The 17,166-nt window shown below is 75.4% G+C and carries 12 protein-coding genes; 7 read left to right on the top strand and 5 right to left on the bottom strand.

The window, feature by feature from the left end; translation table 11 throughout:
• Positions 1–26 precede the first annotated feature (26 nt).
• Positions 27–827 carry a carbon-nitrogen hydrolase family protein gene (locus ACIRBY_RS32800; protein WP_403907565.1) on the bottom strand — a complete coding sequence of 267 codons (801 nt, stop codon included), beginning with the start codon at positions 825–827 and terminating at the stop codon, positions 27–29.
• Positions 828–1,124: 297 nt separating this feature from the next.
• On the opposite strand from ACIRBY_RS32800, the gene ACIRBY_RS32805 reads away from it, so the two are divergent.
• Complete coding sequence (locus ACIRBY_RS32805) at positions 1,125–1,835, top strand: GNAT family N-acetyltransferase (RefSeq protein ID WP_403907567.1); 711 nt, start codon at positions 1,125–1,127, stop codon at positions 1,833–1,835.
• A 153-nt stretch (positions 1,836–1,988) separates the two neighbouring features.
• On the opposite strand, the gene ACIRBY_RS32810 is transcribed toward ACIRBY_RS32805, so the two are convergent.
• From ACIRBY_RS32810 to ACIRBY_RS32820, 3 genes are all read right to left on the bottom strand, one after another.
• Complete coding sequence (locus ACIRBY_RS32810) at positions 1,989–6,596, bottom strand: hypothetical protein (RefSeq protein WP_403907569.1); 4,608 nt, start codon at positions 6,594–6,596, stop codon at positions 1,989–1,991.
• A 99-nt stretch (positions 6,597–6,695) separates the two neighbouring features.
• Entirely contained in the window at positions 6,696–7,151 is a 456-nt protein-coding gene (locus ACIRBY_RS32815; protein ID WP_007262967.1) for an Lrp/AsnC family transcriptional regulator, read from the bottom strand.
• Between the two features lie 10 nt (positions 7,152–7,161).
• The gene (locus ACIRBY_RS32820; RefSeq protein WP_403907571.1) at positions 7,162–8,634 is read right to left on the bottom strand and encodes an amino acid permease; all 1,473 of its coding nucleotides are present in this window, start codon (positions 8,632–8,634) and stop codon (positions 7,162–7,164) included.
• Positions 8,635–8,954: 320 nt separating this feature from the next.
• On the opposite strand from ACIRBY_RS32820, the gene ACIRBY_RS32825 reads away from it, so the two are divergent.
• From ACIRBY_RS32825 to ACIRBY_RS32850, 6 genes are all read left to right on the top strand, one after another.
• Positions 8,955–9,968: a GDSL-type esterase/lipase family protein gene (locus ACIRBY_RS32825; RefSeq protein ID WP_403907573.1), complete on the top strand. Its 1,014-nt coding sequence runs from the start codon at positions 8,955–8,957 to the stop codon at positions 9,966–9,968.
• A 127-nt stretch (positions 9,969–10,095) separates the two neighbouring features.
• The gene (locus ACIRBY_RS32830; RefSeq protein WP_403907665.1) at positions 10,096–11,043 is read left to right on the top strand and encodes an SCO0930 family lipoprotein; all 948 of its coding nucleotides are present in this window, start codon (positions 10,096–10,098) and stop codon (positions 11,041–11,043) included.
• Between the two features lie 128 nt (positions 11,044–11,171).
• Positions 11,172–11,990 (top strand): LytR/AlgR family response regulator transcription factor, encoded by an 819-nt coding sequence (locus ACIRBY_RS32835; RefSeq protein ID WP_403907575.1) that lies wholly within the window; start codon positions 11,172–11,174, stop codon positions 11,988–11,990.
• A 228-nt stretch (positions 11,991–12,218) separates the two neighbouring features.
• The gene (locus ACIRBY_RS32840; RefSeq protein ID WP_403907577.1) at positions 12,219–12,494 is read left to right on the top strand and encodes a hypothetical protein; all 276 of its coding nucleotides are present in this window, start codon (positions 12,219–12,221) and stop codon (positions 12,492–12,494) included.
• A gap of 100 nt (positions 12,495–12,594) precedes the next feature.
• Positions 12,595–14,331 (top strand): cation acetate symporter, encoded by a 1,737-nt coding sequence (locus ACIRBY_RS32845; RefSeq protein ID WP_403907579.1) that lies wholly within the window; start codon positions 12,595–12,597, stop codon positions 14,329–14,331.
• Positions 14,328–15,596: a sensor histidine kinase gene (locus ACIRBY_RS32850; protein ID WP_403907667.1), complete on the top strand. Its 1,269-nt coding sequence runs from the start codon at positions 14,328–14,330 to the stop codon at positions 15,594–15,596. Before ACIRBY_RS32845 ends, ACIRBY_RS32850 begins: the two co-directional genes overlap by 4 nt.
• On the opposite strand, the gene ACIRBY_RS32855 is transcribed toward ACIRBY_RS32850, so the two are convergent.
• Complete coding sequence (locus tag ACIRBY_RS32855) at positions 15,593–17,035, bottom strand: GuaB1 family IMP dehydrogenase-related protein (protein WP_403907581.1); 1,443 nt, start codon at positions 17,033–17,035, stop codon at positions 15,593–15,595. The two genes, ACIRBY_RS32850 and ACIRBY_RS32855, sit on opposite strands and share 4 nt — an antisense overlap.
• Positions 17,036–17,166 lie beyond the last annotated feature (131 nt).

A 17,166-nucleotide genomic window follows, 5' to 3' on the forward strand; every position in this document is an offset into this window, starting at 1 on the left:
CGGGTGGTGAGGGGGGCGGGCGGGCCTCAGACGAGGGAGGCGTAGAGCCCGGGGCGGCGGTCGCGCAGGTACGGGTTGGTCTCGCGCGAGGCCTTGAGGAGCTCGGGGTCGACCTCGCCGAGGACCATCTCCTCGCCGCGGCCGGCGCGGGTGCGGGTGACCCCGTCCGGGCTGGCCAGGCAGCTGAGGCCGACGAACTCGAACTCGCCCTCGGGGCCGGTCCGGTTGACGTACGCGACGTACATCTGGTTCTCGAAGGCCCGTACCGGGACCAGCTGTTCGGCGACGAACTGGAACGGGTGCATCTGCGCGGTCGGGACCAGGAGGAGGTCGGTCCCGGCCAGCGCGTGGGCGCGCACGTTCTCGGGGAACTCCACGTCGTAGCAGATCATGATGCCGACGCGGAGGCCGTTCAGGTCGGCCTGGACGACGGGGGTGTCGCCGGGGGTGAAGGCCTCCTGCTCGAAGCAGCCGAACAGGTGGGTCTTGCGGTAGTTCGCCAGCCGGGTCCCGTCGGGGCCGATCAGCTGGGCCGAGTTGTAGACGGTGTCGCCGTCGCGCTCGGGGTAGCCGTACAGGACGGCGACCCCGTGGCGGCGGGCGATGCCCCCGATGGCGTGGGCGGACTCGCCGTCGGCCGGCTCGGCCAGGCCCGCGATGTCCCCGACCTCCAGCGCGTAGCCGGTCAGGAACATCTCCGAGGTCACGAGGAGCCCGGCCCCGCCCTGTGCGGCGCGCGCCGCGGCCTCGTCGAGCCGCTTCAGGTTCTCGGCGGTGTCGCCGAGCCGTCCGGAGCTCTGGAGGAGTGCGGTGCGCAGCGGGGGCATGGGCGAACCTCTGTGACAGATGGGGTGGGGGTCGTAAAACGGTACGTTCGGGCGTTCGATCCGGACAAGCCGTCAGCGTTGCGCTGGCCTCATCGATTCGTTGCGCGTTCCGCCCGATGTGCGGCGAATCGTTGCGCGGGCCCGGTTCGGCGGGGGGAGCGGGGCGGAGGGCGCACGCCCGAATTCGCTGTTCCCGGGGGCTGCGGGGGGCATAGCCTGCCGCCGTCGCCGCTGTCGCGTGCCGCCGCGCGGGGGCTCCCCGGGGGCGGCCGCCCCCAGGGAAGGATGCCGCACCGCATGTCCACCGAGAACCCCGCCGCCCCGCTCGACAACCCGGTGTGGGCCGCGCTGACCGGCCCGCACCGGGCCTTCGCCGAGTACTCCGGCCGCGGGGCCGCCCGCTACCTGCCGGAGGCGAACCCGTTCGCGGCGGTCGCCGACCCGGCCGACCCGGCCGCCTGGGCGGACCTGGCCGCGCTGGTCGGGCCGGACCGGGAGGTGTGGCTGACCGGCCTGCCGACCCCGCCGCCCGGCTGGGAGACCGTGCGCTGCATTCCGGGCGTACAGCTGGACGGGCGGGCGGTACGGGCCGAGGGCTCGCCGGAGGCGGTCAGGCTGGGGCCGGCCGACGTGGCGGAGATGACGGCGCTGGTGCGGTTGACCGAGCCGGGCCCCTTCCTGCCCCGGACCATCGAGCTGGGCGCCTATCTGGGCGTCCGCCGCGGGGGCCGGCTGGTGGCGATGGCCGGGGAGCGGATGCGGCCGCCGGGCTGGACGGAGATCAGCGCGGTGTGCACCCACCCGGACCACCGCGGCCAGGGCCTGGCCGCGCTGCTCGTCCGGGCGGTGGCGGCGGGGATCCGCGAGCGCGGCGACGTCCCGTTCCTGCACGCGGCCGCCGACAACACGCACGCGATCCGGCTCTACGAGTCGATGGGCTTCACCCTGCGCCGGGAGCCGGTGTTCATCGGGCTGCGCACCCCCGGGGCGGCGGGCGGCCGGCCGTGACGCGGGTTTCACACGGGTTCATCGAGTGCCGCCCGGGCCTGCCGTAGCGCCGGCACGGACGGGGGCCCGGGCCGGGGGACGGACGGCCGAGCGATGAACACGCGCCATCAGCGGCCGTCCGGCCCTCCGCCCGGCTCCCGTCCCCGTGTCCCGTCACGCCCCGGCCGCGCCCCGCTCAGCCCAGGCGCGGGCGAACAGCTCGTGCGGGGGGACCGGCGCGAGCAGGCGGAGCAACCGCGTGTGGAGGTACCGGGCCGAGCCCGCCCCCAAATGCGCCGCGATCTTCCGGCTCTCGAGCGGCAGGTGCGGGGCCTTCAGCTGCGTCCACTCACCGGGGGCGAACAGGGTCCGTCCCGAGCGGGCCCGCTTGTCGCCCACCACGGCGCCCGTGGCCAGCAGCTCCGCCTGGGCGGCCTTGTGCCGGGCCGGCGTCCAGCCGTTCCAGCGGCGCACGGCCCGGTCGGTGGGGCGGGCGAGGGCCATGAGCTGGAGGTACAGGGCGGCCGCGTCCGCACCGGTCCCGAGGGCAGCAGCGGCCTCGGCGACCAGCTCCGGGGCGCTCAGCGCGGGGTTGGCCTCGTAGCCGCCCTCCGGTACGGGTGTGGCGGCCGCGCGGGCGGCCAGGCGGGAGAGGTCGTCGAACAGGGCCCGGTGCCCGCGCAGCTCCGACAGCAGCCAGGACCGCTCCCCCAGACCGGCGGCGAGGCGCTCGGCCCGCTCACGGCGCTCCGGATCGGCCAGGGCGGCGGGCCGCAGGAAGGTGTCCCCGGCCGGGACCGCGACCACGAGGAGTCCGTCGTCGTGGGCCGTGGAGGTCCCGGTGGCCCCCTTGCCCGGCGGCTGGGGGCACGGCAGCACCGGCCCCGCGTACGGGCGGAAGAGCGGGTCGGCGGCGACCCGGTCCGCCAGCTGCGTGAACCGGCCGACGGGGATCAGCGTGCCCGGGTCCGCCAGCACCTCCCGCAGCCGCCCGTACAGCGCCAGGGCGCCGCGGAAGGCCGGGTCCCCGACGGGGCGCTCGGCCAGCGCCCAGGCGATCACGGAGGCCGCCCGGCGGTGCGGGGGCTCGGTGGTCCCGACCGGGTCCCCCGTCGGGGCACCCGGGCCCGCGTGGTACAGGTCGAGCCCGCCCGTACGGTCGCCGGCCAGGACGAAACCCGCCTCGCCGAAGGCGGAGTCGGCCGGGGCGCGTCCGGCGGGCAGGGTGCGGGCCCAGGTGTCGGGCAGGCCCAGCTCGGCCTCCAGGGCGGCGGCCAGCTCCTCGTCGGCGGGCTCGCCGGCGCCGAGGAGCCCGTTCCAGACGGCGGCCATCCGCTCGGCCGCCGCCACCGCGCCGCCCGGCTCCCACAGCGCGGCCGGGTCCTCGGGCAGGGCGGCGGCCAGCACGGCGCGCCGTCCGGCGTCGCCGAGGCTGCGGCAGAGCGCGTCGTACTGCTCGGCCAGGGTCCTGTTCGCCTTGAAGGGGGCGGAGGCCAGCAGCTTGAGGTGGTGGTCGTAGTGGTCGCGGGCGGGGAAGCCGCCGAGGACCAGGGCGGCGACGGGGCCGCGGACCCCGGTCAGCCCGGCGAAGGCCTCCCGCGCCGCCGGGGGTGCGGCCAGCGGGCCCCGTTCGGCGAGCAGTTCCAGCAGCCGGGGCAGGCGGGCGGCGTCGTCCGTCCCGATGGTGCGGACCTCGCTGTCCTCGGCGCCCTCGGGCGCGGGGTCGGCGGCCCGCTGGAGGAACCAGGCGGTGCCGCTCCGGACCGGCCCCGAGGCGAGGGTGGCCCCGGCGGCGCGGCGGGCGGCCAGGGCCTCCTCGGTCGCCCGGCCCGTGCGCCAGGCGGAGCCCGGCTCGGCGAAGGGCTGCCCGCTCCAGGTCTCCAGCAGGGCGGCCAGCGCCTCGCGCTCCTCGGCGGGGGTGGTGGCGGCGAGGGCCCGCCAGGCGACGGCGTCGATGCCGCCGACCAGCGGCTCCCAGGTCTCGGGGACGGCCGGCCGGGCCAGCACGCGGGCCTCGTCGTCGATCTCCCCGCGCAGGTGGCGCCCGTCGGCGGCGACGGCGGTCTGGACGGCCGGCTGCGGGGGGATCGAGGGCTCGTCGTAGGCGCGGTGGCGTGCGGGCACCAGCCCGTACAGGGCCGGGACGAGGACGCTGTCGGGGGCCTCGGCGCGCAGCGCGACCACGGGCCCGGAGCGGATGACGGCGATCCGGCGGGACAGCTCGCGGCGGCGGCGCAGGACGTCGGCGGCGAGGGCGGCGGCCCGGGCGACGCCGTCCGCGACCCGGGGGTCGAGGGGCTCGCCGGGCAGGGCGGGCGCGGGCCCGCCGGCCGCGGCGGCGTCGAGCAGGGCCCGTACGGCGGTGTCGGGTACGGCGCGCAGGGCCCGGGAGGAGGCCTCGCAGCGCACGGTGAGGAAGTGCCAGAAGGCGGGCGGAGGGACGGGGCCCGCGGCGTCCCCGAAGCCGGGGGTGCGGCGCCCGTCCGAGCCGGGGAAGCCCTGGACCTGCCAGAGCAGGGAGTTGTCCTCGGCGGCGTGGCAGCGGATGGTCTCCTGGCCGGCCAGGACCGCCTCCTCGCCGTCCTGCGGCATCCGGATCACGGCCCAGGGGCGGGTGCCCCAGCGGCGGCTGCGGTAGGAGGCGCGGCGGCCGTCGACGCCCTCCAGGACGAACTCCTTGGGCGAGGGGCCGGGGTGGGGGGTGCGGTTCAGGACGCGGAAGCCGACGAGGGCGCCGTCGCGGCCGAGCGGGGAGTCGGGGGCGCCGTCGGGGAGGGCGGCGAGGGTCTGGAGGTCGCCGAAGTGCTCGGTGCCGGGCGGGAGGGGGGCGGCGGTGTGGAAGGCGGGGGTGTCGTGGCCGGGGAGGGCGGCTCCGGTGGCGGGGTCGACACGGGTCCAGGTGCGCCAGGAGCGGTGGACCCGGGTGCTCCAGATCGTCTTGCCGTCGCTCATCTGGACGTCGTGGGAGCCGATGCCGTCCCGGTCGCCGGGGCGCAGGACGTGGCCCTCCTCCAGGCGTCCGCCGTCGGGGGTGGCGAACTGGTAGCCGAGGCCGCCCTGGATCATGCCGCCGTAGCGGCGCAGGCCGAGCTGCCGCTCGGCTTCGAAGACGTCCTCGGGCCGGTCGGCCCAGAAGGCGTGGGTTCCGAAGGAGGCCTTGGGGGTGGTGGCGAACCCGATCAGGAAGGAGCCGCCGACCCAGTGGGCGGTGTGCGTGGTCGCCCCTTCGGGGAGCCGGAAGGCGCAGGTGCCCCGGGTGCCGGCGTGGTCGACGGCGACGGCCCGGTCGGGGCCGTAGACGGTCAGGACGGGCCAGGTGCAGGTGACCCCGGTGACGGCGTCGGGGCCGCCGAGGCCTGCGACGGCCTCCTCCAGGGCGGGCCAGGCCCATTCCTCGGGCAGTCCGGCGCGCAGGGCGCGGGCGAGCGGGCCGGTGAGGTCCAGGGCGGCGAGGGCCTCCTCGATGCCGTCCAGGGCGAGGGCGGTCGGCCGGTCGAGGAGGGCGGCGAGCTCGTCGACGGCCTCGTCGGCCGCGGCGAGGCCGCCGCCGCGCAGGGCGCCGATCAGGCTCTCGACGCGGCCGTGGACCTCGGCGGCGATGCCGGCGTTGCCGGGGAGGTGGGTGATGGCGGTGCCGGCCCGGCGCAGGGCGGCGTGGACGGTGCCCTCCAGGCGGGGGCCGAAGAGGGGGTCGGCGGCGAGGGCCTTGAGGTCGCGGCGCGAGCGCCCGTCCCAGAAGACCAGCTCCACGGCGATGCCGGGGTCCTCGACGGGTATGCCCTCGGCGAGGCAGGCGTCGAGGAGGTCGGCGTCCAGTCCGGGGTAGCGGTAGCGGTCCTCGTGCAGGCGCAGCGGGGTCCCGGCGGCGCGCAGCCGGGGGGCCCAGCGGGCGAGGAGGTCGAAGAGCTCGGCGGGCATGGGCTGGCGCACGACGCCGCCGCCGGAGCGGCCGTGCCCGAAGCGGCGGGTGTACCGGGCGAACCAGCCGGGCAGGCCGTCCTCGGGGACGATCCGGCCGGCCGCGGCGGCGTCGGCCGCGCCGCAGCCGATGAGGAGGCGCAGCCAGGAGGAGGCGTCGCCGCGGCTCTCGGGGAAGAGGTCGAGGAGCGCGAGGGCGGTGTCGTCGGCCGGGGGGTGGGCGGTCAGCAGCGGGGTGGCCGCGTCCAGCAGGCGGTCGGGGACCTCCTTGTGCCGGGCGGGGGCCAGGACGAGGCCGAGCACGCGGGCCTCCTCCGCGGCGCCGAGTCCGGCGGCGCGGGCGGACTGCCGGACGCGGCGGGCCAGGTCGGCGGGGAGCTCGCCGGGCGAGCCGGACCAGGCCCGCAGGACGCGTACGTACTCCTCGTGCGCGGCGGCGGGCTCCAGGGAGGCGGCCAGCCGGTCCTGGTGGCCGCTCAGCTCGGTGGCGGGCAGTGCGCCGGCACGGGCGAAGAGCAGCACGTTGGCGTGCTGCCAGTCGGGGTCGACGGGCAGCGCGTGGGTGCGCTCGGCCTTGCGGGCCAGGGCGTGGGCGCGGGCGGCGGAGCGCAGGTGCCAGGCGATGAGCTTGTGGCCGACGGTGTCCCAGAACCAGGGCAGGTGGGCGGGGTCCAGTTCCCGGACCCGACGCTCCAGCCCGTCCACGAACCGGCCGGGCTTCTCGTAGGCCCGGTGGATGGTGCTCGTGACCTCGTCGAACAGCTCGACGGCCGCGGGCTCGGCGGCGGGGTCGTGGACGCGGGCCCAGTCGGTGTAGACCGTCGAGGTGTGCGGTTCGGCCGGCAGCGGGATCTGGATCTTCATGCGGCCGATGGTGGCACGCGCCTGTGACAGCCCCCGGCCGTCTCCCCGTAGGAACGGCGACGCCCCCGCCGGATGGTCCGGCGGGGGCGTCGGGGTGTCCTACGCCGGTGCGCCCGAGGTGAAGCGGCGCAGCAGGGGCGACAGGACGAGGACGGATTTGGTCCGCTCCACGAAGGGCTCGCCCGCGATGCGCTCCAGGACCCGCTCGAAGTGGCGCATGTCGGAGGCGAAGACCTGGACGAGGGCGTCCGCGTCGCCGGTGACGGTCGACGCGGACACCACCTCGGGGTACCGCTCCAGCCCCCGCCGGATGTCGTCCGGCGAGGTGTTGTGGCGGCAGTAGATCTCGATGAAGCCCTCGGTCTCCCAGCCCATGGCCGCCGGGTCCACGCGGACGGTGAACCCGGTGATGGCGCCTTCGGCGCGCAGCCGGTCCACGCGCCGCTTGACGGCCGGTGCGGAGAGTCCGACCTCGGAGCCGATGTCGGCGTAGGAGCGGCGGGCGTCCTCGGCGAGGGCGTGCACGATGCGTTCGTCGAGATCGTTCAGTCGCACTGAGGATGGATCACTTCTCTGCTGTGGCCACTTCTGCTTCCGTGGCCAGACGGGAGCGGCGGATGCCGTACAGGAAGTAGAACACGAGGCCCACGATCATCCAGCCACCGAAGACCATCCAGGTGGCGGCATCCAGCTCGAACATCATGTAGCCGCAGGCGACGGCGCCCAGGATGGGGGTGACCGGGAAGAGCGCCACCTTGAAGGTGCGGGGCATGTCGGGCTTGGTGCGGCGCAGGATGATCACGGCGACGTTGACCAGGCCGAAGGCGAAGAGGGTGCCGATGCTGGTGGCGTCGGCGAGCTTGCCGAGCGGGATGAAGGCCGCGAGGACGCCGCAGAAGACGGAGACGATGACCACGTTGGCGCGGGGGGCGCCGGTCTTCTCGTCGACCTTGGCGAAGACCTTGGGGACGAGGCCGTCGCGGGACATCGCGAAGAGGATGCGGGTCTGGCCGTAGAGGACGGCGAAGACGACGGAGAAGATCGCGACGATGGCGCCGGCGGCGAGGACGACGCCCCAGACGCTGGTGCCGGTGACGTCGGTCATGATCTGGGCCAGCGCGGCCTCGGCGCCCTCGAAGTCCTTCCACGGCATGGCGCCGACGGCGACGAAGGCGACGAGGACGTAGAGGACGGTGACGATGCCCAGCGAGAGCATGATCGCGCGCGGCAGGTCCTTCTTCGGGTCCTTGGCTTCCTCACCGGCGGTGGAGGCGGCGTCGAAGCCGATGTAGGAGAAGAAGAGGGTGGAGGCGCCGGCGGCGATGCCGCTCATGCCCAGCGGGGCGAGCGGGGTGTAGTTGCCGGCCTTGATGCCCATGACGCCGATGCCGATGAAGAGCAGCAGGGTGACGATCTTCACCGCGACCATGATCGAGTTGACGGTGGCGCTCTCCTTGGCGCCGCGCATCAGGAAGACCATGGAGAGCAGGACGACGACCAGGGCCGGGAGGTTGATGTACCCGCCGTCGCCCAGCGGCGCGGAGACCGCCTCGGGAACGGTGACGCCTATGGTGCCGTCGAGGAACTCGTTGAGGTACTGGCCCCAGCCGACGGCGACGGCCGCGACGGAGACGGCGTACTCCAGGACCAGGCACCAGCCGCAGATCCAGGCGATGAGCTCGCCCATGGTGGCGTACGCGTAGGAGTACGAGGAGCCGGAGACCGGGACGGAGCCGGCCAGCTCGGCGTAGGAGAGGGCCGAGAACAGGGCGGTGAGGCCCGCGAGGATGAAGGAGATCGTCACGGCGGGGCCGGCCTTGGGGGCGGCGGTGCCGAGGACGACGAAGATGCCGGTGCCCAGCGTGGCACCGATGCTGATCATGGTCAGCTGCCACATGGTGAGCGAGCGGCGCAGCGTACCGCCCTCACCCTGCCCACCCTCCGAGATGAGCCGCTCGACCGGCTTGCGCCGCATGAGCGGGTTCACGGGCTTGCGCGTCTCCGGGGAGAGCGGGGGTGCCTGGCCCTGATCGAGCACGAGGGGACTCCTTTGACACTGCGGGATGGGGACGGGTCAGGCGTCGACCGCAGCGGTCCGGAGCAGTTGTCAGACGGGTGGGAACCCGTCTGGGCATGAGAGGACCGCCGAGCAGGCGGTCCGCGCCACTCCACGTACAGGGGGTGAGCCTACGAGCTGAGTGATACCGCCCGTAATGCACCATCCTTGCACATTGGCGCACGATCGTTGCGCGGATCTGTCCTGGATGGTCCTTTGTTGCATGCGGATGATCGATCAGTGCGCGCCCGCCCCCGACCTCCGTTCTTGACAGTCCATCAGAATTCCCGCAGCGTGCCGCCATGGACGCAGACGGCACGGCCACGGCCTGGCTCGACCCGGGCCCCTTCCTGCGCGGGGTCGCCTGGGTGGACGGGGACCGGCCCGTACGGGCCGACCCGGCCGACACCGAGCGCCTGCCGTGGGACACCGGCGAGCGGGCCGCCCTGCCGATAGGGGTCCGCCTGGAGTTCCTCCCCCGCGGGGCGCACGCGGTGGAGGTCCGCTACCGGGCCGCGGTCCCCGGCCCGGACGACGCCCTGCGCGACCTCGCGCACGGCTTCTCCCTCTGGGACCGCCACGGGATGGTCCGCGAGGTCTTCACCGACCCCGCCGCCGAGGCCGTCGTGCGCATCGCCCTGCCCGGCGGGCCGGGGCCCTACACCGTCCACCCGCCCGAGGCGCAGTCCCCGCTGGTCCTGAAGCTGCGCGGGGTCGGCGGAGCCCTCGCCCCCGCCCCGCCGGCCCCGCGCTGGGTGGTGCACGGCGACTCGATCACCGAGGGCTGGTGGGCCACCCGGCCCGCCCACGGCTGGCCCGCGGCCGCCGGGCGGGCGCTCGGCTGGGACACCGTGAACCTCGGGTACGCCGGCGCCGGGCGCGGGGAGCTGGCCACCGCCGAGCAGCTCGCGGCCCTCCCCGCCGACGTCCTCACCCTCGCCTTCGGCACCAACTGCTGGACCCGCGTCCCCTACACCGCCGCCCTGCTGTACGAGACCACCCGCGTCTTCCTCGACCTGGTCCGCCAGGGCCACCCCCGGACCCCGCTGCTGTTGGTCTCCCCCGTGCTGCGCCCGGACGCCGAACGCACCCCGAACCGGCTCGGCGCCACCCTGGGCGCCCTGCGCGACGCCATGGAGCGGGCCGCCCGGGACCGGATCGACGCCGGGGACGGACGGCTCGCCCTGCTGCCGGGGCGGGACCTGCTGGGGCCCGAGCACCTCGCGGACGGGCTGCACCCCGACGACGCCGGACACCGGGCCCTGGGCCTCGCTGTGGTCACGGCCCTGCGCCGGGCCGGGTTCGACGGACGGTGAGTGAAACACCCCACACCGCTCCCGGTGAACAGGACGCTCCCCCGGCGCCGTGTTCCGCACGAGTTGACGGGTTCCGGCGACGGGCAGGACCCGGACCCGGCGGACACCACACGTGGGAGAGAACAACATGGGCATCAAGCGCGGAACCACCCTGGCCGCGGTCGCGGTCGTCGTCGTGCTGGCGGCGACCGCCTGCAACGGGGACGACAAGGCCGACAAGGCCGACGCGGCGAAGCCGGCCGGGGCCGCGGCCGCCGCTCCCGCCGCCGACCCCTACGCAGGCGACAAGGCCGCCGGGGACGCGGGCGCCAAGCCCGCAGGCGCGCTCACGGTCTCGACCACCGACCGGCTCGGGCCGGTACTGACCGACGCCGCCGGCTTCACCCTGTACCGCTTCGACAAGGACACCGCCAAGCCGCCGGCCTCCAACTGCGACGGGGACTGCGCCAAGGCGTGGCCGGTGGTCCCGGCCGGCGACGCGAGCGCCGCGGCGGGCATGGACCCGGCCCTGCTGGGCGAGGTGGTCCGCAAGGACGGCAGCAAGCAGCTGACGGTGGCCGGCTGGCCCGCCTACCGCTACGCCAAGGACGCCAAGGCCGGCGACCTGAACGGCCAGGGCGTCGGCGGCACCTGGTTCGCCCTCGCCCCCGACGGCAAGAAGGCGGCGAAGGCCGGGGCCCCCGCCGCCTCCCCCGCCCCCGCCGGAGCCGGCCAGGCCGCCGGGGCCCTGACGGTGGCCAAGGACGCCAAGCTGGGCGACCACGTCGTCGACGGCAACGGCATGACCGTCTACCGCTTCAAGCCCGACACCGCCTGGCCGATGGTCTCCAAGTGCACCGGCGAGTGCCTGGCCAAGTGGCCCGTCGTCCCGCCGGCGGAGCGCGGCGAAGGGATCGTCGAGAAGAACTACCTGGTCCTCGACCGCCCCGACGGCAAGAAGCAGCAGACCGTCAACTGCTGGCCCGTCTACACCTTCACCGGCGACAAGAAGGCCGGCGACACCAACGGGCAGGGTGCGGGCGGCACCTGGTACGCCGTCGCCCCCGACGGCAAGCTCATCACCACCGCCCCCTAACCCCGTGCCGGACCGGCCGCCGGTCCCGCACGTCCCCCACGCACCGGCCGCGCGGCCCCCGCCCTCCTCCCCCCGGGCGGGGGTCGCGCACCGTTTTCCGCCGCCGGTGCCTTCCCTAGACTCGGGCCATGCTGCGCGTACTGGCCGTCGACGACGAGAAGCCCCTGCTGGAGGAACTCCTCTACCTGCTGCGCTCCGACGACCGGGTGCTCAGCGCGGAGGGCGCCTCGGACGCCACCGAGGCGCTGCGCCGGATCACACGGGCGGTGGAGAGCGGGCCCGACGGGCCCGACGCCATCGACGTGGTCTTCCTCGACATCCAGATGGCCGGGCTGACCGGGCTGGACATCGCCCGGCTGCTGGCCGGGTTCGCGCGGCCCCCGCTGATCGTGTTCGTCACCGCGCACGAGGGCTTCGCCGTCCAGGCCTTCGACCTCAAGGCGGTGGACTACGTGCTCAAGCCCGTGCGGCCGGAGCGGCTGGCCGAGGCGGTGCGCCGGGCCCGGGCCCTGCTCGGCCGCCCGGACGGCCCCGTGGAGGCCGCACCCCCCGCGCCCCCACCGGCCGCCCCGGCCGGGCGGGACGCCCCCGGGGCGGCCGCCGCCGAGCGGGCGCCCGAGCAGATCGCCGTCGAACTGGGCGGGGTCACCCGGTTCGTGGCCATCGCGGACATCGCGTACGTCGAGGCCCAGGGCGACTACGCCCGGCTGCACACGGACGGGGGCAGCCACCTGGTGCGGATCCCGCTGTCCACCCTGGAGGAACGCTGGGCGGCCCGCGGGTTCGTCCGCATCCACCGGCGCCACCTGGTGGCGCTGGGCCGGATCGACGAACTCCGTGTGGACGCGGGCACCACGAGCGTCCGGATCGGCTCGGCCGAGCTCCAGGTGAGCCGCCGTCACGCCCGCCAGCTCCGCGACCTCCTGATGCGCCAGGCCACCGGCTGACCCTCCCGCCCCCGGGCGGGCCGGTACCCCTCGGCCGTGCGCCCGTCCGTGCGACCGGCTCGCGCGCCCGCTCCCGCGCGACCGTCCGGCGTACCGGAGCGCCGTTCGTCGCTCGGGGAGGGGCGTACGGCGATCCGCCGGGCCCGTCGGCCGCAGGGGCGGGACACGGCGGCCCGCCGCCTCCGGGGCGGCCTTATCGTGTGATCTTCCGGCCGGGGGAGGAACGAGATGTCCGAGATCGAGGCGCTGCTGGAGGCGCTGGCCGGACTGCCCCGCACCCGGGCCTCCGGGCCCGCGGAGGCCGAGGCGCTGCTGGCCCGGCTGCGGAGCGCGGCCGCCCGCTGGGCGGACGTGCTGTACGAGGCCCGCGAGGGCACCCGCGAGCAGCTGTCGCCGAGCGCGGAGGCGGCCCTGACGCTGGCCTTCCGGCGGGCCGAGGAGTCGTACGTGGAGCTGGAGATCGCCCTGCGCGACTGCGCCGAACACCGCGACCCTGCGTTCTGACGCCGCGTCCCCGGCCTGGTCGGGGGCCGGAACACGCCTGTTCCGGGGGGCGGGGGCTGCGTAGACTCCCAAGACCCCCGCCCCGGCCGAAGGACCCCTGTTGAACCGGACGTACGCGCTGACCGCGGTCACCGTCGTCGTCCTGGTCACGGTGCTGGTCGGCGCGCTCGGGCTGCGGATATCGCGGACCACCTCCGACTTCTACGTCGCCTCGCGCACGGTCGGCCCGCGGCTGAACGCGGCCGCCATCGGCGGGGAGTACCTCTCCGCCGCCTCCTTCCTCGGCGTCGCCGGGCTGGTGCTGCTCCAGGGGCCGGAGATGCTCTGGTACCCCGTCGGGTACACCGCCGGGTACCTGGTCCTGCTGGTGTTCGTCGCGGCGCCGCTGCGCCGCTCCGGCGCGTACACGCTGCCGGACTTCGCCGAGGACCGGCTCCGGTCCCGGGCGGTGCGGCGCATCGCGGTGCTGTTCGTGCTCGGCGTCGGCTGGCTGTACCTGCTGCCGCAGCTCCAGGGGGCCGGGCTGACGCTGGAGGTGCTGACCGGGGCCCCGCAGTGGGTGGGCGGGCTGGTCGTCGCCGGCGTGGTCACGGCGGCCGTGGCGGCGGGCGGGATGCGCAGCATCACCTTCGTACAGGCCTTCCAGTACTGGCTCAAACTGACCGCCCTGCTGGTGCCGGCCTTCTTCCTGATCGCCGCCTGGACGGCGGACGGCGCGCCCCGGGCCTCCTTCGACGCCCCGGCCGTCTTCCGCGAGCACACCGCCGTCACCGTCGCGAAGGACGTCCGGCTGTCGGTGCGCGAGCCGCTGGAGCTGACGGTGACGGGCCGGGTGGACGGGCGCTCCTACCGGGAGGCCCCGCTGACGCTGACGGCCGGCCGGCATTCCGTCCAGGCCCGCACCCGGCTGGAGTTCACCGCCGGCTCGGCCGTCCCGGACTCCCGTGCCGGGACCGTCAGGGACACGCCGGGCTGGTCGCAGCCGCCCGCCGGGGGCGACCGCGGGCACCGGCTGTACGCCACGTACGGGCTGATCCTGGCCACCTTCCTCGGGACCATGGGGCTGCCGCACGTCGCGGTGCGCTTCTACACCAGCCCCGACGGCCGGGCGGCCCGCCGCACCACCCTGGTGGTCCTGGGCCTGCTCGGCGTCTTCTACCTGCTGCCGCAGGTGTACGGGGCCCTGGGCCGGATCTACGCGCCCGAGCTGGCCCTGACCGGGGACGCGGACGCGGCGGTGCTGGTGCTGCCGGAGCGGATGCTGGGCGGGCCGCTCGGCGACCTGCTGGGGGCGCTGCTGGCCGGGGGCGCCTTCGCGGCGTTCCTGTCGACGGCCTCCGGGCTGACCATGGCGGTGGCCGGGGTGCTGCACCAGGACGTGCTGCCCCGGCGCGGGGTGGGCAGCTTCCGGCTCGCGGTGGCGGTGGCCATGGCGGTGCCGCTGGCGGGCGGGTTCGTCACCGCGAGGGTGCCGGTCGCGGACGCGGTGGGTCTGGCCTTCGCGGTGTCGGCGTCCTCGTTCTGCCCCCTGCTGGTGCTCGGCATCTGGTGGCGCGGGCTGACTCCGCCGGGCGCGGTGGCCGGGCTGCTCACCGGCGGCGGGGCGGCGCTGGGCGCGGTGGTGGCCACCCGCAGCGGGCGGGTTCCGGCGGGGTGGGCGCACGCGCTGCTGGCCTGGCCGGCGGTGTGGTCCGTGCCGCTGGGGTTCCTGACGATGGTGCTGGTGTCGTTGGCCACCCGGTCCCGGGTGCCGGCCGGGGCGGCGGCGGCGCTGGCGCGGCTGCACCTGCCCGAGGACGTGGCCGGGGCACGGGCCGCCGGGCGGGGCGCGTGGTGACGGGGGCTGCGCTCGGGGTGCTCGTGGTGACGGGGGCGCTCCTGCTGCTGGCGCTGGGCTGGGCGGGCGGCCGCCGGCACGCCCGGCGCGGGGAGCGGGCGGCGGGGCTGGACCTGGGGACCCCGGTGGAGCGGGCGACGTTCCACACCCTGCACACCGCCTCGCTGGCCGCTCCCCCGCTGCGCGCCGGGCTGACCCCGGACGCGGCCCGCAAGGCCGCCCGGCGGCTGCGTTCGCTGCTGGGCACGGAGGCGCTGTGCCTGACGGACCGCGAGGCGGTGCTGGCCTGGGACGGGCCGGGCGCCGACCACCACCAGCGGCGGGCGATGGCCCGGGTGGCGGTGATGCTGGAGTCGGGGCGCAGCCAGAGCGTGCGGACGGAGTGCCAGCGGCCGGGCTGCCCCCTGAAGTGGGCGGTGTTCGCCCCGCTGACCGGTGAGGACGGGCTGCTGGGGGCGCTGGTCGCCTACGGGTCGCGGGAGTCGGCGGTGCTGGTGCGGGCGGCGACGGAGGTGGCGCGCTGGGTCTCCGTGCAGCTGGAGCTGTCGGAGCTGGACCGGGCGCGGACCCGGCTGATGGAGGCGGAGATCAAGGCGCTGCGGGCGCAGATCTCCCCGCACTTCATCTTCAACTCCCTCGCGGCGATCGCCTCGTTCGTGCGGACCGATCCGGAGCGGGCGCGGGAGCTGCTGCTGGAGTTCGCGGACTTCACCCGCTACTCCTTCCGCCGGCACGGGGAGTTCACCACGCTGGCGGAGGAGCTGCGTTCGATCGAGCGTTATCTGGCCCTGGCCGGGGCCCGGTTCGGGGACCGGCTGAAGGTGACCTTGCAGGTGGCGCCGGAGGTGCTGCCGGTGGCGCTGCCGTTCCTGTGCCTCCAGCCGCTGGTGGAGAACGCCGTCAAGCACGGGGTGGAGGACTCCGCCGGGGAGTGCCGGATCACCATCGCGGCCCGGGACGCGGGCGCGGAGGCGGTACTGACGATCGAGGACAACGGGGTGGGCATGGACCCGTCCCGGCTGCGCCGGATCCTGGCCGGGGAACGGGCGGGGTCCTCCCCGGGCATCGGGCTGCCGAACGTGGACGAGCGGATGCGGCAGGTGTACGGGGACGACTACGGCCTGGTCGTCGAGACGGGCGTGGGCGCCGGCATGAAGATCACGGTCCGGATCCCCAAGTACCGGGCGGGCGTGCACACGACGACGCCCCGCCCCCCTGCCGGTCCGGCGGGGGGCGGGGCGTCGTCGGAAGCCCGGGAGGACTAGCTCCAGCTGGCGTGGAGCGGCTTGCCCTCGGCGTAGCCTGCGGCGGACTGGATGCCGACGACGGCCTTCTCCTCGAACTCGGCCAGGGAGGCCGCGCCCGCGTAGGTGCAGGAGGAGCGGACACCGGCGATGATCGAGTCGATCAGGTCCTCGACGCCCGGGCGCTGCGGGTCGAGGAACATGCGGGAGGTGGAGATGCCCTCCTCGAACAGCGCCTTGCGGGCGCGGTCGTAGGCCGACTCCTCCGAGGTGCGGTTGCGCACGGCGCGGGCGGAGGCCATGCCGAAGGACTCCTTGTACAGGCGGCCCTCGGCCGACTGCTGGAGGTCGCCCGGGGACTCGTACGTGCCGGCGAACCAGGAGCCGATCATCACGTTGGAGGCGCCGGCGGCCAGGGCCATGGCCACGTCGCGCGGGTGGCGGACGCCGCCGTCGGCCCAGACGTGCTTGCCGTACTTCTTCGCCTCGGCGGCGCATTCCAGCACCGCGGAGAACTGCGGGCGGCCCACGCCGGTCATCATGCGGGTGGTGCACATGGCGCCGGGGCCCACGCCGACCTTGATGATGTCGGCGCCGGCGTCGATGAGGTCCTTGACGCCCTCGGCGGCGACGATGTTGCCGGCCACGATCGGGACGTTCGGGTCCAGCGCGCGGACGGCCTTGATCGCGTTGATCATCGACTCCTGGTGGCCGTGGGCCGTGTCGATGACGAGCGTGTCCACCCCGGCGTCGAGGAGCTGCTTGGCCTTGCCCACGAAGTCGCCGTTGATGCCGACGGCGGCGGCGATGCGCAGCTTGCCGTCCGCGTCGGTGGCGGGGGTGTACAGGGTCGCGCGCAGGGCGCCCTTGCGGGTCAGGATGCCGACGAGCCTGCCGTCCTTGTCGACGGCCGGGGCCAGCTTGCGGTGGCCGGCGTCGAGCTGGTTGAAGGCCTCGCGGGGGTCGATCTCGGCGTCGATGAGCAGGAGCTCCTTCGACATGACCTCGGAGAGCTGGGTGAAGCGGTCCACGCCGGTGAGGTCGTGGTCGGTGACCACGCCGACGGGGCGGTGGTCGGCGTCGACGACGACGCCGGCGCCGTGGGCGCGCTTGGGCAGCAGGGACAGCGCGTCGGCGACGGTCTGGGTGGGCGCCAGCGTGATCGGGGTGTCGAGCACGAGGTGGCGGGTCTTGACCCAGGAGATGACGTCGGTGACGACCTCGATCGGGATGTCCTGCGGGATGACGACGATTCCACCGCGGCGGGCGACGGTCTCGGCCATGCGCCGGCCCGCGATGGCGGTCATGTTGGCCACCACGAGCGGAATGGTGGTGCCGGTGCCGTCGGGCGAGGAGAGGTCCACGCCCTGGCGGGAGCCGACCGCGGAGCGGCTCGGCACCATGAACACATCGTCGTACGTCAGGTCGTACGGCGGCTTCAGGTCATTGAGGAAACGCACGTGCTGAACATCCCAGTCGATCGGAGGTACCTCGACAGAAGGCAGCCGAGGAAACGCACGTACTTCATTCTCCCACGGCCCGGCGTTTACACGGCCCGGGCTGATCGTCCAGGACATTCCGGGCCGCGTGG

Origin of the sequence: Streptomyces sp. NPDC096136 (assembly GCF_044763325.1) — a bacterium.
In the GTDB taxonomy this organism is placed as follows: Bacteria; Actinomycetota; Actinomycetes; order Streptomycetales; family Streptomycetaceae; genus Streptomyces.

Bases quoted from the DNA above. Each gene is read 5' to 3' on its own strand.
- ACIRBY_RS32800 (WP_403907565.1), bottom strand. From the start codon at position 827: ATGCCCCCGCTGCGCACCGCACTCCTCCAGAGCTCCGGACGGCTCGGC.
- ACIRBY_RS32805 (WP_403907567.1), top strand. From the start codon at position 1,125: ATGTCCACCGAGAACCCCGCCGCCCCGCTCGACAACCCGGTGTGGGCC.
- ACIRBY_RS32825 (WP_403907573.1), top strand. From the start codon at position 8,955: ATGGACGCAGACGGCACGGCCACGGCCTGGCTCGACCCGGGCCCCTTC.
- ACIRBY_RS32810 (WP_403907569.1), bottom strand. From the start codon at position 6,596: ATGAAGATCCAGATCCCGCTGCCGGCCGAACCGCACACCTCGACGGTC.
- ACIRBY_RS32830 (WP_403907665.1), top strand. From the start codon at position 10,096: ATGGGCATCAAGCGCGGAACCACCCTGGCCGCGGTCGCGGTCGTCGTC.
- ACIRBY_RS32840 (WP_403907577.1), top strand. From the start codon at position 12,219: ATGTCCGAGATCGAGGCGCTGCTGGAGGCGCTGGCCGGACTGCCCCGC.
- ACIRBY_RS32835 (WP_403907575.1), top strand. From the start codon at position 11,172: ATGCTGCGCGTACTGGCCGTCGACGACGAGAAGCCCCTGCTGGAGGAA.